At 67.6% G+C, this 15,009-nt stretch carries 15 protein-coding genes; 5 read left to right on the forward strand and 10 right to left on the reverse strand.

Annotated features, from left to right (window positions below):
* Window positions 1-58: 58 nt before the first annotated feature.
* Window positions 59-682 (reverse strand): MBL fold metallo-hydrolase, encoded by a 624-nt coding sequence (locus T428_RS0101290; protein ID WP_025735041.1) that lies wholly within the window; start codon window positions 680-682, stop codon window positions 59-61.
* A complete protein-coding gene (locus tag T428_RS0101295; protein ID WP_025735042.1) occupies window positions 683-1,768 on the reverse strand; it encodes an S-(hydroxymethyl)mycothiol dehydrogenase in 1,086 nt (361 codons plus the stop codon).
* A gap of 78 nt (window positions 1,769-1,846) precedes the next feature.
* Between T428_RS0101295 and T428_RS0101300 the strand changes: the two genes are divergently transcribed.
* From T428_RS0101300 to T428_RS0101310, 3 genes are all read left to right on the forward strand, one after another.
* On the forward strand, window positions 1,847-2,905 hold the full coding sequence (locus tag T428_RS0101300; protein WP_025735043.1) for a class I SAM-dependent methyltransferase: 1,059 nt from the start codon (window positions 1,847-1,849) through the stop codon (window positions 2,903-2,905).
* Window positions 2,902-3,723, forward strand: coding sequence for a serine hydrolase domain-containing protein (locus tag T428_RS0101305; RefSeq protein WP_025735044.1), 822 nt, complete (start codon window positions 2,902-2,904; stop codon window positions 3,721-3,723). Before T428_RS0101300 ends, T428_RS0101305 begins: the two co-directional genes overlap by 4 nt.
* Window positions 3,724-3,850: 127 nt before the next feature.
* Window positions 3,851-4,363, forward strand: a complete 513-nt coding sequence (locus tag T428_RS0101310; RefSeq protein WP_025735045.1) for a DUF3145 domain-containing protein — start codon at window positions 3,851-3,853, stop codon at window positions 4,361-4,363.
* Between the two features lie 4 nt (window positions 4,364-4,367).
* On the opposite strand, the gene T428_RS0101315 is transcribed toward T428_RS0101310, so the two are convergent.
* Genes T428_RS0101315 through T428_RS0101325 form a run of 3 tightly spaced genes read right to left on the reverse strand, consistent with a single transcriptional unit; the run spans window position 4,368 to window position 7,425 of the window.
* On the reverse strand, window positions 4,368-4,889 hold the full coding sequence (locus tag T428_RS0101315) for an Rv2253 family sensor-like surface protein (protein ID WP_025735046.1): 522 nt from the start codon (window positions 4,887-4,889) through the stop codon (window positions 4,368-4,370).
* Window positions 4,890-4,945: 56 nt separating this feature from the next.
* Window positions 4,946-5,854, reverse strand: coding sequence for a diacylglycerol kinase (locus T428_RS0101320; protein WP_025735047.1), 909 nt, complete (start codon window positions 5,852-5,854; stop codon window positions 4,946-4,948).
* Entirely contained in the window at window positions 5,851-7,425 is a 1,575-nt protein-coding gene (locus T428_RS0101325; RefSeq protein ID WP_025735048.1) for an FAD-binding oxidoreductase, read from the reverse strand. Before T428_RS0101325 ends, T428_RS0101320 begins: the two co-directional genes overlap by 4 nt.
* A gap of 56 nt (window positions 7,426-7,481) precedes the next feature.
* Here T428_RS0101325 and T428_RS0101330 point away from each other — a divergent pair, with 56 nt between their 5' ends.
* Window positions 7,482-8,051 (forward strand): TetR/AcrR family transcriptional regulator, encoded by a 570-nt coding sequence (locus T428_RS0101330; protein WP_025735049.1) that lies wholly within the window; start codon window positions 7,482-7,484, stop codon window positions 8,049-8,051.
* Window positions 8,048-9,595: a glycerol-3-phosphate dehydrogenase/oxidase gene (locus T428_RS0101335; RefSeq protein ID WP_425411971.1), complete on the forward strand. Its 1,548-nt coding sequence runs from the start codon at window positions 8,048-8,050 to the stop codon at window positions 9,593-9,595. The genes T428_RS0101330 and T428_RS0101335 overlap by 4 nt, the downstream gene beginning before the upstream one ends.
* 73 nt (window positions 9,596-9,668) lie before the next feature.
* On the opposite strand, the gene T428_RS0101340 is transcribed toward T428_RS0101335, so the two are convergent.
* The 5 genes from T428_RS0101340 to T428_RS0101360 form a co-directional block, all read right to left on the reverse strand.
* Window positions 9,669-11,090, reverse strand: a complete 1,422-nt coding sequence (locus T428_RS0101340; RefSeq protein WP_025735051.1) for an acyl-CoA carboxylase subunit beta — start codon at window positions 11,088-11,090, stop codon at window positions 9,669-9,671.
* Window positions 11,091-11,138: 48 nt separating this feature from the next.
* Window positions 11,139-12,392: a 3-oxoacyl-ACP synthase KasB gene (gene kasB / locus T428_RS0101345; RefSeq protein WP_025735052.1), complete on the reverse strand. Its 1,254-nt coding sequence runs from the start codon at window positions 12,390-12,392 to the stop codon at window positions 11,139-11,141.
* A gap of 27 nt (window positions 12,393-12,419) precedes the next feature.
* Window positions 12,420-13,670 carry a 3-oxoacyl-ACP synthase KasA gene (gene kasA / locus T428_RS0101350; protein ID WP_025735053.1) on the reverse strand — a complete coding sequence of 417 codons (1,251 nt, stop codon included), beginning with the start codon at window positions 13,668-13,670 and terminating at the stop codon, window positions 12,420-12,422.
* A complete protein-coding gene (gene acpM, locus T428_RS0101355) occupies window positions 13,667-14,011 on the reverse strand; it encodes a meromycolate extension acyl carrier protein AcpM (protein WP_025735054.1) in 345 nt (114 codons plus the stop codon). The genes kasA and acpM overlap by 4 nt, the downstream gene beginning before the upstream one ends.
* Before the next feature lie 78 nt (window positions 14,012-14,089).
* Window positions 14,090-14,998, reverse strand: coding sequence for an ACP S-malonyltransferase (locus T428_RS0101360; RefSeq protein ID WP_025735055.1), 909 nt, complete (start codon window positions 14,996-14,998; stop codon window positions 14,090-14,092).
* Window positions 14,999-15,009: the final 11 nt, after the last annotated feature.

A 15,009-nucleotide genomic window follows, 5' to 3' on the forward strand; every position in this document is an offset into this window, starting at 1 on the left:
GGGTTTCGCAGTGTGTATACGCTCGCGGTGTTTGCGCTCGCCGTATTGCGCTCGCGGCTCAGTGGCCGCGGGCCACCCACTCCTCGTAGTGCACGATCTCGTCGCCGATGGTGGTGCTGTCGCCGTGGCCGGTGTGTACCACGGTCTCGCCGGGCAGCGTGCCGAGTCGCTCCGAGATCGACTGCAGAATCGTCGGGAAGTCGGAGTAGGAACGCCCGGTCGCGCCGGGACCGCCGGAAAACAGGGTGTCGCCACTGAATACGACGCCCAGGTCGTGCACGTACCAACACACCGAGCCGGGGGAGTGACCGGGGGTGTGCAGGGCGGTGATCTCTGTACCGGCGATCGTCAACTTATGTCCGTTTGATATCGTGCGAAAGTCCTTGTCCGGGTGCGTCATTCGCCACAACATCTCGTCGGCGGGATGCAGCAGGATGGGCGCGTCGAGGGTCTCGCCGAGTTCGGGTGCCACCGTGACGTGGTCGTTGTGGCCGTGCGTGCAGATCACCGCCACCACGTGGCGGCCCTCCACCGCCTCGACGATCGGCGCCGCCTCGTGAGCGGCGTCGAAAACCACGACATTGGAGTTGTCGCCGAGCAGCCAGATGTTGTTGTCGACTTCCCAACTGCCGCCGTCGAGTTCGAACGTTCCGTGGGTGACGACCCGATCGATGTCGACCATCTACAACATCACCACCGAACGCAGTACCTTGCCGGCGTGCATCTTGTCGAACGCCTCCTCGATATCGGTCAGCCTGATGCGTTCGGAGACGAACTTCTCCAGCGGGAGCCGGCCCTGCAGATACAGGTCGATCAAGGTGGGGAAGTCGCGTTCGGGCAGGCAGTCGCCGTACCACGACGACTTCAACGATCCACCGCGGGAAAAGAAGTCGACCAGCGGCATCTCCAGCGTCATGTCCGGTGTCGGCACGCCCACCAACACTACGGTGCCGGCCAGGTCGCGGGCGTAGAAGGCCTGCTTCCAGGTCTCGGGCCGGCCGACCGCGTCGATGATCACGTCGACGCCGAACCCGCCGGTGAGGTCCTGGATCGTTTTGGTGACGTCGAATTCGCGGGCGTTGACGGTGTGGGTGGCGCCGAACTTGCGCGCCCAGTCCAGCTTGGTGTTGTCGGTGTCCACGGCGATGATGGTCTTCGCGCCGACCAGCGCGGCCCCGGCGATCGCGGCGTCGCCCACCCCGCCGCAGCCGATCACCGCCACGGTGTCGTCCCGGGTGACCGCGCCGGTGTTGATCGCGGCGCCGATCCCGGCCATCACACCGCAACCCAGCAGACCCGCGACCGCGGGGTCGGCCTCGGGATTGACCTTGGTGCACTGCCCGGCGGCCACCAACGTCTTGTCGGCGAACGCCCCGATGCCCAGCGCGGGCGTCAACTCGGTGCCGTCGGTCAACGTCATCTTCTGGGTGGCGTTGAACGTGTCGAAGCACAGCTGAGGCTTGCCCCGCTTACAGGCCCGGCACTGCCCGCACACCGCGCGCCAGTTCAGGATCACGAAGTCGCCCGGCGCCACCGACGTCACACCCGGCCCGACGGCCTCGACCGTGCCCGCGGCCTCGTGGCCGAGCAGGAACGGATACTCGTCGTTGATGCCGCCCTCCCGGTAAGTCAGGTCGGTGTGGCACACCCCGCAAGCGATGACATCGACGAGGGCCTCGCCGGGCCCGGGGCCCGGGACGACGACGTCCACCAACTCCACGGGCTGCCCCTTCTTGCGTGAAATCACTCCTCGCACTGTCTGACTCATGGGCTACAACCTACTGTTCGCCGCCATACATCTCCCGTCGGGCTGTCCAGCCGTGAACCGGGTGTAGCGTCCGTGAGCGTGACGGCTGTGGAGAATGTCGAAGAATTCGCCGGACGCGTGGTCTCGGCGATCGACGATGCGAGCCTGGTGATCCTGCTGAGTATCGGACACCAGACGGGACTGCTGGACACGATGGCCAACGTCGGGCCGGTCACCAGCGCGCAGCTCGCCGACGCGGCGGGTCTCAACGAGCGCTACGTCCGGGAGTGGTTGGGCGGTATGACAACCGGGCGCGTCGTCGACTACGACGCCGACACCGGAACGTACTCGCTACCCGCCCACCGTGCCGCGGTACTCACCCGTGCCGCCGGCCCGGACAACCTGGCCGTGGTGGCGATGTTCCTGCCGCACCTGGGCGAGGTGGAGCAGAAAATCGTCGGCTGCTTCCGCGAGGGAGGCGGGCTGCCGTACAGCGAGTTCCCGCGCTTCCACGCGCTGATGGCCGAGCAAAGCGCGATGGTGTTCGACGTCGCGCTCGTCGACGTAGTGCTGCCGTTGGTCGACGGCCTACCGGATCGCTTGCGCTCGGGTGCCGACGTCGCCGATTTCGGGTGCGGCAGCGGCCACGCGATCAACGTGATGGCCCAAGCGTTTCCGGCGAGCCGGTTCACCGGTATCGACTTCTCGGACGAGGCGATCGCGACCGGCGTCGCCGAGGCGGCTCGCCTGGGGCTGACCAATGCGACTTTCGAGAGCCACGACCTGACCGAGCTGGACAAGACGGACACCTACGACGTGATCACGGTGTTCGACGCGATCCACGATCAGGCGCAGCCGGCGCGGGTGCTGGAGAACATCTATCGCGCGCTGCGACCCGGTGGCGTGTTCTTGATGGCCGACATCAAGGCCTCCAGCCGGCTCGAGGAGAACGTCGACGTCCCGTTGAGCACCTACCTCTACACCGTGTCGCTGATGCACTGCATGACGGTGTCGCTGGCCCTCGGCGGTGCCGGGCTGGGCACGGCCTGGGGCACGCAGTTGGCCGTGTCGATGCTCGGCGACGCCGGTTTCGCCGACGTGCGGGTGGCCGAGATCGAGTCGGACCCGATCAACAACTACTACATCGCGACGAAGTGACGGCCCTCGATGCCCTCGACGATTGGCCGGTGTCGGCCGCTGCCGCCGCGGTGATTGGGCCCGCCGGGGTGCTGGCCACCCACGGCGACACCGAGCGGGTGTTCACGCTGGCGTCGGTCACCAAGCCGCTGGTGGCGCGCGCCGTGCAGGTCGCGATCGAGGAGGGCGTCGTCGAACTGGACACCCTGGCCGGTCCGCCGGGCTCGACGGTTCGCCATCTGCTGGCGCACGCGTCGGGTTTGGCGATGCTGGACGGACGGGTGCTGGCCAAGCCGGTCACCCGGCGGGTGTATTCCAACTACGGCTTCGCGGTGCTGGCCGAGACCGTCGAGCGCGCGTCGGGCATCGACTTCAGCCGCTACCTCGCCGAGGCGGTGTGCGAGCCGCTGCACATGGTCGCTACCCGGCTGGCCGGCGGCGCGGCGGAGGCTGGATACGGGGCGACCTCGACGGTCGCCGACCTGGCGGCGTTCGCCGGTGACCTGCTGCGTCCGTCGACCGTGTCGGCGGCGATGCATGCCGAGGCGACGACCGTGCAGTTTCCCGGCCTGAACGGCGTGTTGCCCGGCTACGGCGTGCAGCGGCCCAACGATTGGGGCCTGGGTTTCGAGATCAGGGACTCCAAGACGCCGCATTGGACGGGCGCCCGCAACTCGCCGCGCACCTACGGCCATTTCGGCCAGGCAGGCGGTTTCATCTGGGCAGATCCCGACGCGGAGCTGGTGCTGGTGGCCCTGACCGACCGCGCTTTCGGCGACTGGGCGGTGGACTTGTGGCCGGCCGTCGCTGACGCGGTGCTAGCCCAATACATCAAATAAGCATCGAGCACTAGCGCAACACGGGTATCACAGGGCACAATAGACACGCACGAGACAAAAATATCTGCTTGTCGGTCCGCCAGGTCGTTGGGGAAGACGTCCCTCGTCGAACCGAAGGAGCAGGTAGATGCGTGCGTCGAACCAATTTGCCGACGTGACGGCTGGTGTGGTGTACGTCCACGCCTCGCCCGCGGCGGTATGCCCGCATGTCGAGTGGGCGCTGTCGTCGACCCTGCAGTCCAAGGCCAACTTGGTGTGGACACCGCAGCCGGCGATGCCCGGACAGCTGCGCGCTGTCACAAACTGGGTCGGCCCGGTGGGTACCGGCGCCCGGTTGGCCAACGCGCTGCGGTCCTGGACGGTGCTGCGGTTCGAGGTCACCGAGGACCCCAGCCCCGGGGTCGACGGCCACCGCTTCTGCCACACCCCGCAGCTGGGGTTGTGGAGCGGGGCGATGAGCGCCAACGGCGACGTCATGGTCGGGGAGATGCGGCTGCGCGCGATGATGGCGCAGGGCGCCGACACCCTGGCCGCCGAGCTGGACTCGGTGCTGGGAACCGCGTGGGACGAGGCGCTCGAGGTCTACCGCGATGGCGGCGACGCCGGCGAGGTGACCTGGCTCAGCCGGGGCGTCGGCTAAACCATCAAACGGTAGGCGGGACGGTCGGCGGGTTTGCCGGCGCGGCCGACACCTGCATGTCGACGTTGCCCTGACACGCACCGCTTTTGATGTCGGTGTGATAGACCCCGGTCAGCACGCCATTCGGCCCGGGCGTGTAGGCCGTGATCGATTTCGCCGGATCGGATTCGATGGTGCCGTCGGGCAACAGGCAGTCCCATTGCCAGGTCATCTCGCGCACCCACTGCGACCCGTTCCAGGTGAATTCGATGGTGCGGGGCATCGAGTCGTTCTTGGGCGGCGGCGGGTCGTTCACCGTGGCGGTGCAGACGCCCGCCGCGCACTTCGAAGTGATCGAGACGCTGGCCCGGTGGGCGAATTCGGGTTGGCGGGCTGCCATGTTGGTGCCCACCTTCGCGTTGGCCGACAACGTCAGGATGTATTGCCCGTTCCACAGTGGATCGGCCGCCTGAGCGGAGGCCGTCAATAGCGAACCACCGACCGCGGCGGTCGCGGCGACCAGCGCCGTTGTGCGACGTCCCGACATCGTTCCTCCCAGGGCAGCCCATATCTGCCCAGATATCGCGTTTGTCGCACCGTTTGTTACACGTCCGGGCGCAGGATCTGCAGCGCGCCAGGCACCGCGGAGAGTTCCGCGGGCAGCGGGCACGCGAAGTCGCCGTCGGCGTAGACGTTGATGCCGCGGCATTCGATGTGAATCGTCTTGGCGCGCGCGGTGCTCACCTCGTCGAGGTCGACGTGCGTGCCCTTGAGCACGGTCGGGAACAGCCGGACGAATTTCGTCCGGGAAGCGGTGTGCACCATTGTGATGTCCAGCAGACCGTCGGTGTAATCGGCGTTCGGACAGATCAACAGCCCGCCGCCGTAGCTGCGGGTGTTACCGACGGCCACCATGGTGTAATCGGCGTCGATCTCCTTGCTGCCGTTGAGCACCAAGCGGAACGGCAGCATCCGCAGTTGCGTGAGTTCGGCGAGCATGGCGAGGTAGTACCGCAGCCGCCCGTGCGGCCAGCTCATCCGATTGGCACGATCGGTCACCAGGGAGTCGAATCCGGCGGCGGCCACCGTGCCGAACCACTTGTCGCGGCCGTTGGCATCGCGGATGCGGCCCAGGTCGATCGTCTGCGTCCAGCCGTCGACGACGATGTCCGCGGCCGCCTCGGGATCCCTGGTGGGGATACCGAATTCGCGCGCATGGTCGTTGCCGGTGCCCGCCGGGATGATGCCCAGCGGAATGTCGGTGCCCGCCAACACTTGTAGCGCGTTGGAGATGACGCCGTCCCCGCCGGTGGCCACCAGCGTGTCGGTGCCGCGTTCGACGGCCGCTTTCGCGAGATGCTGGGCGTCTTCGGCGTTGTCGCCGATGATCTCGTTGACTTCGACACCGCGGGCGTGCAACCGGGCGATGGCGGCCTGTGCCGCCTGCACCGCGGTGCCGTGACCCGACAGCGGATTGGTCAGCGCGGTGACCTTGCCGATCTCGCGTCTCACGGAATCAGCTTGCCGGGATTGAGGATTCCCGCGGGATCCAGGGTGGCCTTGACCGCCCGCAACACCTGCACCCCTAGGTCGCCCACCTCGTCGCGCATCCAGGGCCGGTGATCGGCGCCGACCGCGTGGTGATGGGTGATGGTGCCGCCGGTGGCGATGATCGCATCCGACGCGGCCTTCTTGGCGGCCTGCCACTGCTCGATCGGATTGCCCCGCTGCCCGGCGACGACGGTGAAGTACAACGATGCGCCGGTGGGGTACACGTGCGAAATGTGGCACATCACCAGCGCCGGCGTGCCGGTTTCGGCCAACGCTGTCGTCAACGCCTCGGTGACGGCGGCCTTGAGCGCCGCGATGTTAAACCAGTCGGTGGCGGTCTCCAGCGTCTCGCACAGCGCGCCCGCGGCCAGCAGCGAGTCGCGCAGATACGGCGCGCCGAACCGGCCGCGCTCCCAGGCCTGCGCCGGTTCCTCACCCAGAGACGTGCCGCCTTTTGCGCTGAGCAACTCACGGGTTTCGGCGTGCCGGCTCTCCACGTGCTCCTTGGTGCCCTCGAAGACGGTGATACCGAGGCAGCCGCCGGTGATCTGGTTCTCCCCGATCGCCTCGGTGGCCAGGTTGACTCCGGTTTCGGCCTCGTCGGACAGCCGAATCACGGTGGGGCCGGTGGCATTCTGGGTGACCGCCCTTAGCGCCGCCGCCCCGGTCGCGAAGTCGGGGAACGACCAGGCTTCGTAACGAACGGCCTCCGGTGTCGGGTGCACTCGCAGCCGCACCCGCGTGATCACCCCGAAGGTGCCCTCCGACCCGATCAGCAGCTGACGCAGGTCGGGGCCGGCGGCCGACTCCGGTCCGCGGCCCAGGTCCAGCGTTCCGGCCGGGGTGATCATCCGCAGCCCGCGCACCATGTCGTCGAACCGGCCGTAGCCGGCCGAATCCTGGCCCGACGAGCGGGTCGCGGCAAAGCCACCGATCGTGGCGTATTGGAAGCTCTGCGGGAAGTGCCCGAGCGAAAAGCCTTGCGCGCCAAGCAAGCGTTCGGCCTCCGGACCCGTCAGACCCGCCCCCAGGACGGCCTGCCCGGACACCTCGTCGAGTTCGAGGAGTTGGTCCAAGCGACGCAGATCCAGCGAGACGACGGCGTTGAAGTCGCCGCGAATGGGGTCCAGGCCGCCGACCACGCTGGTGCCGCCGCCGAACGGGACCACCGCGATGCCGTGATCGGAGCAGTAGCGCAGTATTTTCGCGACGGCGTCTTCGTCGCCGGGCAGCAGGATGGCGTCGGGTGCGTCTTGGGCTTTGAGTTTTCGCTTCAGCAGGTCGAGGGTGGACTTGCCGCCGGCGTGCAGCAGCCGATCGCGGTCGTCGGTGCGGCAATATTGTGCGCCGACGATCCCGGCGAGCGCGTCTTTGTCCTGTGGTGTCAGCACCGACGGGCGCAGCTGCACCTGCTCGGGGGTGAGTTCGACGTGATCCGAATCTTGCAGTCCTACAGCCTGTTTCAGCAGCGACCGGATGCCGTCTGAGAGCGGCTTGGCGCTGGCGGGATCTCCCCAGGCGTTCCATTTCATCGGCGGCAGGAGTTGCTCGGTCCCAGGATCAGGCGTCATGCGTTACAGTATTACACATGCTGTCAATTAGTAATGCAGGTTTGGATGTGGCCGACCGGATTCTGGCGGCGGCGGCCAGCTGTGTCGTCGATTTCGGGGTGGACCGGGTAACCCTCGCCGAGATCGCCCGGCGCGCGGGCGTGAGCCGGCCGACGGTGTACCGCCGCTGGCCCGACACGCCGTCGATCGTCTCGGCGCTGCTGACTCAACGGATCACCGGCGTGATGCACGAGGCGCCGCTGCTGGGTGAAGATCGCGAATCGCTTGTCCGTCAAATCGTTTCGGTGGCCAACCTATTGCGTCGCGATGAGCTGATCATGTCGGTGATGCACTCGCACCTGGCGGTGATCTACATCACCGAACGCCTCGGCGAAAGCCAGCAGATGCTGATCGACGCGCTGGCCGACCGGTTGCGGGCCGCCCAACGCCACGGCAGCGTGCGGGCGGACGATCCGCTGCAGATGGCCACGATGGTGTTGCTGATCGCGCAGTCGACCATCCAGTCCGAGCGGATCGTGCGCCCGATTCTCGATGCCGATGCGCTGGCCACCGAACTCGCCCACTCGCTGAACGGATACCTGTCGTGACGGCTTTGAACGCCGCTTTGAACGCTGTGCGGCGCACCGCCGACCTCAACGCGCTGGCCGACGGCGTACCGCTGGACGTGTTGGTGATCGGCGGCGGTATCACCGGGGCCGGGATCGCGTTGGACGCCGCGTCGCGCGGGCTGCGGGTGGCCTTGGTGGACAAGCACGATCTGGTGTTCGGCACCAGCCGCTGGAGCTCCAAACTGGTCCATGGCGGGCTGCGCTACCTGGCGACCGGCAACGTGGGAATCGCGCGCCGCAGCGCCATCGAACGCGGAATCTTGATGTCGCGCAACGCCCCTCATCTCGTGCACGCGATGCCGCAATTGGTTCCGCTGCTGCCGTCGATGAGTTCTGGCAAGCGCGCGCTGGTGCGTGCCGGATTCCTCGCCGGGGACGCGCTGCGGGTGCTGGCCGGAACGCCGTCGTCGACGCTGCCGCGGTCGCGTCGGGTGGGGGTCGATCGGGTGGTCGAGATGGCGCCCACGGTGCGCCGCGACGGCCTCGACGGCGGACTGCTGGCCTACGACGGGCAATTGATCGACGACGCCCGCCTGGTCACCGCGGTCGCCCGCACCGCGGCCCAGCACGGCGCCCGGATCCTGACCTACGTCGCGGCCTCCGAGGCCACCGGCACCTCGGCGCGGTTGACCGATCAGCGCACGGGGCAGTCGTTCGACGTGTCGGCTGCCGCGGTGATCAACGCGACCGGGGTGTGGGCGGGGGAGATCGACGGCTCACTGCGGTTGCGGCCCAGCCGCGGCACGCACCTGGTCTTCGACGCCAGCACGTTCGGGAATCCGACTGCGGCGCTGACGATTCCGATTCCCGGCGAGCTCAATCGTTTCGTGTTCGCCATGCCCGAACAGTTGGGCCGGGTCTACCTCGGGCTCACCGACGAAGCAGCGCCCGGTCCGATTCCCGATGTGCCGGAGCCGTCGTCGGGCGAGGTGGAGTTCCTGCTCGACACCGTGAACACCGCGCTGGGGACCGCGCTGCTGGCCACCGATGTGATCGGCGCCTACGCCGGACTACGGCCGTTGATCGACACCGGGGAGGGCCGTACCGCCGACGTGTCGCGCGAGCACGCCGTCGTCGAATCGCCGTCCGGGGTCATCAGCGTGATCGGCGGCAAGCTGACCGAATACCGTTTCATGGCTCAAGACGTCCTGGACCGCGCCGTGCGCCTGCGGCGGCTACCGGCCGCGGGTTGCCGGACTCGCAACCTGCCGCTGATCGGGGCGCCGTCCAACCCCGGCCCGGTCGCGGGCTCGCCGTCCCGGCTGCAGCCCTCCCTGGTAGCACGCTACGGCGCGGAGGCGGCCAACGTGATCGCGGTTGCCACTTGCGAGCGCCCGACCGAGCCGGTTGCCGAGAGGATCGACGTGACCCGCGCGGAGTTCGAATACGCGGTCACCCATGAATGCGCCCTGGACGTCGACGACATCCTCGATCGCCGGACCCGGATCGGCCTGGTGCCGCGCGATCGCGAGCGGGTGGAGGCCGTGGCGGCTGAGTTCGTGGTCGGTCATTCGCGAGCGTAAGTGTATTGCGAACTCCGGCTGCGATTTTCGCAGCCTGCTTACGCTCGTGGCGAAGGAATTAGCGGCGAAGGAATTACAGCGGGATGTTCTTGTGGCGACCGCGACGGGCGGGCGCCTCGGCCAGCGCCTCGCAGAGCTTGCTGCGGGTGTGCGCCGGGTCGATCTTCTCGTCGACCACGCCGATCTCGATGGCGCTGTCCACGCCGCCGGCGATCCGCTCGTGCTCGGCCGCCAACTCGTCGTGCAACGCTTCGCGCTCGTGGTCGGGCGCGGCGGCCAGCTTGCGCTTGTGCAGAATGCCGACCGCGGCCTTGGCGCCCATCACGGCGACCTCGGCGTCCGGCCAGGCGTACACCTTGGTCGCGTTCAGCGACCGGGAGTTCATCGCAATGTAGGCCCCGCCGTAGGTCTTTCGGGTGACCAGCGTGACCCGCGGAACGGTGGCCTCACCGAACGCGTGCAGCAGTTTGGCGCCGCGGCGCACCACGCCGCCCCACTCCTGGTCCACACCGGGCAGGTAACCCGGCACGTCGACGATGACAATCAGCGGAATCCCGAACGCGTCGCACAGCCGCACGAAACGCGCTGCCTTCTCGGCGCTTTCGGAGTTCAGGCAGCCACCCAGCCGCAGCGGGTTGTTGGCCAGCACGCCGACGGTGCGGCCGGACAGCCGGCCCAGCCCGACCACCATCGACGGCGCCCAGTTCGCCTGGAACTCGTCGAACGGGGTGTCGGTGTCCAGGATCGCGGTCACGATCGGGTGCACGTCGTAGGCCCGCCGCGCCGATTCCGGCAGCAGCGCGTGGATGTCGGTGTCACCGGCCTCGGCCTTGGTGCGGTCGAAATGCCCTTGCTGGCAGAACAATCCGACCAGGCGGCGACCACGCTCGTAAGCGTCGAGCTCGTCCTCGGCGACGATGTGGCACACGCCGGACTTCTTGTGGTGAGTTTCCGGACCGCCCAGCGAGCACATGTCCACGTCCTCACCGGTGACACTGCGCACCACGTCCGGCCCGGTGACGAACACCCGGCTTTCCGGCGCCATCACGATGACGTCGGTCAGCGCCGGCCCGTAGGCCGCGCCGCCGGCGGCGAAGCCGACGACCACCGAGACCTGCGGGATGTAGCCCGACGCCCGAATCATCGCCTCGAACACCAGGCCCACCGCGTGCAGCGCCTTGACACCCTCGGCCAACCGGGCACCGCCGGAGTGCCAGATGCCCACGATCGGGCTCTGCTCTTCGATCGCGGTGTCGTAGGCGTTGACGATGTGCTGGCACCCTTCGATGCCCATCGCGCCGCCCATGACGGTTCCGTCCGTGCAGAACGCGATGGTGCGCACACCGTTGACGGTGCCCGCCGCGGCCAGCACACCAGAGCGGTCACGCTCGTGCAGCAACTCGACGCTGCCGTCGTCGAAGAAGTTGCTCAGACGCAGCAACGGATCGCGGGGGTCGAGTGACTCGCCGACCGCCTCGGGGGCCATGAGTGTCATCGCAGATCTCCTGTTTCCGGTGAGCTCGGGGTTCGATACCGTTGGGTGCTAATACCGTCCAAAGGTGATCGCCACGTTGTGACCGCCGAATCCGAACGAGTTGTTGATCGCGAACCGGTAGTTGCCCGGCCGCGGTTTACCCGCCACCACGTCCAAATCGATTTCTGGATCGAGGTTTTCCAAATTCAGTGTCGGCGGGATGACCTGCTCTCGCAACGCGAGGACCGTCAAGATCGATTCCAGTGCGCCGACCGCGCCGACCGAGTGGCCGAGAGCGGATTTGGGCGCGTAGACCGCCGGCTTGTTGCTACCGAGGGCCTTGTTGATGGCCTTGCTCTCGGCCAGGTCGCCGACCTGGGTGCCGGTGGCGTGGGCGTTGACGTGGTCGATTTCGTTGGGGGTGATGCCCGCGAGCTGGATCGCCCGCGTCATCGCGTGGCCGGCACGTTCCCCGTTGGGGTCCGGCGCCACCATGTGGAAGCCGTCGGAGGTGACGCTGGCGCCCATGATCCGGGCCAGGATGTTCGCGCCGCGAGCCTTGGCGTGCTCCTCGGTCTCGATGACCATCAACGCGCCGGCCTCGCCGAACACGAACCCGTCGCGGTCCCTGTCGAAGGGACGGCAGGCGCCGGTGGGGTCGTCGTTGTTGGTCGACATCACGATGCGCATTGCGGCGAACGCCGCGATCGGCACCGCCTCGATCTGGGTCTCGACGCCTCCGCAGATCGCAATGTCGGCCTCACCGAGCACGATCTGCTGCCAGGCCCGGGCGATCGCCTCGCAGCCGGACGCGCACGCCGAAACCGGTGTCATCACACCGGCCTTGGCGTGCCGCTCCAAACCGATCGCCGCGGCCGCACCGTTGGGCATGTACTTCTGCACACCCAACGGGGAGACGGCCTTCATGCCACGAGCGCGCATGTCGTCGTAGCTGAAGACCATCTCTTCCGACGAACCCATTCCGGTGCCGACAGACACCGCCAGGCGGTTGGTGTCGACTTCGGGTGAACCGGTGTTCTCCCACACCCGGCGGCCCAAGATGGTGGACATCCGCTGCAGGTAGCCGGTGCGGCGCAGCTCAACACGAGTGAGTTGGTCGTCGAACGACTCCACGAGATGCCCGCCGATGCGGACCGGAAGGTCGAACTCCTCAACGAACGGGTCGGTGAGGGTGCGGATTCCACTCTGGCCGTCTAGCAACAACTTCCAAGTGTCTTCCACATCGGATGCGAGGGCGGTCGTCGCGGCGATGCCGGTGACGACCACATTGGGGAAGGCTTTCCCCGTAACCAGCTCTGTCATGGGTGTGGCGAATATTCCTCTCGTGCTTCAGTAACGCCCGAAGGTGAGGGCCACGTTGTGGCCGCCGAACCCGAACGAGTTGTTGATCGCGTGACGGAAATCGCCGGTGCGCGGTTCGCCCGCGACGATGTCCAACGAGATTTCGGGATCGGGTGTTTCGTAGTTGAGGGTCGGCGGGATGATGCCATCCCGCAGGGTCAGTACCGTGAGCACCGATTCGAGCGCCCCGACCGCGCCGATCGAGTGGCCCAGCGCCGACTTCGGCGCGTACACGGCGGCCCGTTCGCATCCGGCGACCCGGATGGCATTGGCCTCGGCGGTGTCGCCGATCGGCGTCGCCGTCCCGTGTGCGTTCACGTGGTCGATGTCCTTGGCGGACACGCCCGCCAGCTCCAGCGACCGGGTCATCGCGCGACCGGCGCGCACGCCGTCCGCCGCGGGCGCCACCATGTGGAACGCGTCCGAGGTGATACCGGCACCCATCAACCGGGCCAACGGCTTGGCGCCGCGGGCCTTGGCGTGCTCTTCGGTCTCGATCAGCATCAGGGCGCCGGCCTCGCCGAACACGAAGCCGTCGCGGTCCTTGTCGAACGGCCGCGACGCACGCTCGGGCTCGTCGTTGCGAGTCGACATGGCCCGCATCATCGAGAACGCCGCGATGGGCAGCGCCTCGATCGGGCCCTCGACACCGCCGCAGACGGCGACCTCGGCGTCCCCCATGACGATCTGGCGCCACGCGTGAGCGATTGCCTCGGAGCCCGACGAACACGCCGACACGGGGGTGATGACCCCGGCACGGGCCCCGAGCTCCAGACCGACTACGGCGGCGGCGCCGTTGGGCATGATCATCTGAACGGCGAGCGGCGACACCTTGCGGGGGCCGCCCTCGTTCATCAGGTCATAGCTCTCGACGATCCGCTCGGCGCCACCCAGGCCGGTGCCGACGACGACGCTGAACCGGTCCGGATCGAGCTCCGGGTTGCCGGCCGACTCCCACAGCTGGCCGCTCAGATATTTGGCCAGGCGCTGGACGTACGACATGCGCCGCAGGTCCAACCGCCCCATGTGGTTGTCGATCGGCTCCTTGAGGTGCCCCCCGATTTTGACGGGCAGATCCCATTTGTCGACGAATTCGTCTTCGAGGACACGGATGCCGCTCTCGCCGGCCAGCAAGCCCTTCCACGTGCTCTCGATGTCCGGCGCGATCGACGTCGTCGCCGCGACAGCGGTTACCACAACACTGGGGTAACCGCCGTTAGCAGTGGAAGGCCTGGTCACTTGTCCGCTTCCGCCCTTGCCTGGACGTTGGCGACGGTCTCGGGGTGCTCCGACTCCAGCTTGGCCCGCAGCGCCTCGGCGGCCTCGGGGTTCTCTTCCTCGAGCTTCTGGATGTAGGAGACGACGTCACCGACGGTGCGCAGACCGGCCAGGTCCTCGTCCGGGATCTTCACGCCGTACTTGTCCTCGGTCTGAACGGCGATCTCGACCATCGACAGCGAGTCGATGTCCAGGTCGTCGACGAACGACTTCTCCGGGGTGACCTCTGAGGGCTCAATGCCGGTGACCTCTTCGATGATCTCGGCGATACCGGCGATGATTTCTTCCTGCGAAACGGCCACAGTCTTTTCCCTTCGTAATGTGTTGTGTTGCAATCGGTTTGATGTGCTCTTATGCGGTTGTACCTGGCCGCGCCGGCATCAGATGTCGGCTAGCGCGTCCAGGTCTGCGGGCGTCTTGACGGCACGTACCGTCACCCCCCGAAGCTCACGCTTGGCGATGCCGGCGAGGGTGCCCGCGGGCGGGAATTCCACAATCGCTTCGACATCGTGCTCGGCCAGCGTCGCCGTGCACAGGTCCCACCGCACCGGCTGGATCAACTGAGCGACCAGCGTTTCCATCGCCACCGCCGCCGAAGCGACCGGCTTTCCGTCACGGTTGGACAGCAGCGTCGCAGTCGGCTCGGCGGTCGCGATGGCGGCCGCCGCGGCGGCGTAGCCCTCCGTAGCGGACGCCATGTACTTGGTGTGGAACGCTCCGGCGACACCCAGAGCCCGCACCCGGGCCTTGGCCGGCGGGTCTTCGGCGAGCTTCTCCAGCGCGGTCAGCGGGCCGGCCGCGACGATCTGCCCGGCGGCGTTGCGGTTCGCGGGGAACAGGTCCAGCTGCTCGAGGCGGGCCAGGACTTCGGCCTCGTCCCCGCCCAGCACGGCGGACATGCCGGTCGGCTCGGCGGCACACGCCTTGGCCATCTCGGCGCCACGGGTGGCGGCCAGGGCGACGGCGTCATCGGCGGCCATCACACCGGCGATTGCGTAGGCCGCGATCTCGCCGACCGAGTGACCGGCCACGATGAAGTCCTTGCCGCTGAGCAGCCCGCGCCTGGTCAGCTCCTGGTGGGCGAGCAGGGTGGCCGCGACGACCAGGGGCTGAGTGACCGACGTATCGGTGATCTCTTCGGTGGATGCGGTGGTGCCCAGTCGCACCAGGTCCAGGCCGCTGGCCTTCGACCACAGAGTCAGCTGCTCTGTCGCCCCCGGCAATTCCAGCCACGGCGAGAGCATTCCCTCTGTCTGCGAGCCCTGTCCGGGCGCGAGTAATGCAATCACGTGTCTAAGAG

The sequence above is a fragment of the Mycobacterium genavense ATCC 51234 genome (assembly GCF_000526915.1).
GTDB classification, from domain to species: domain Bacteria; phylum Actinomycetota; class Actinomycetes; order Mycobacteriales; family Mycobacteriaceae; genus Mycobacterium; species Mycobacterium genavense.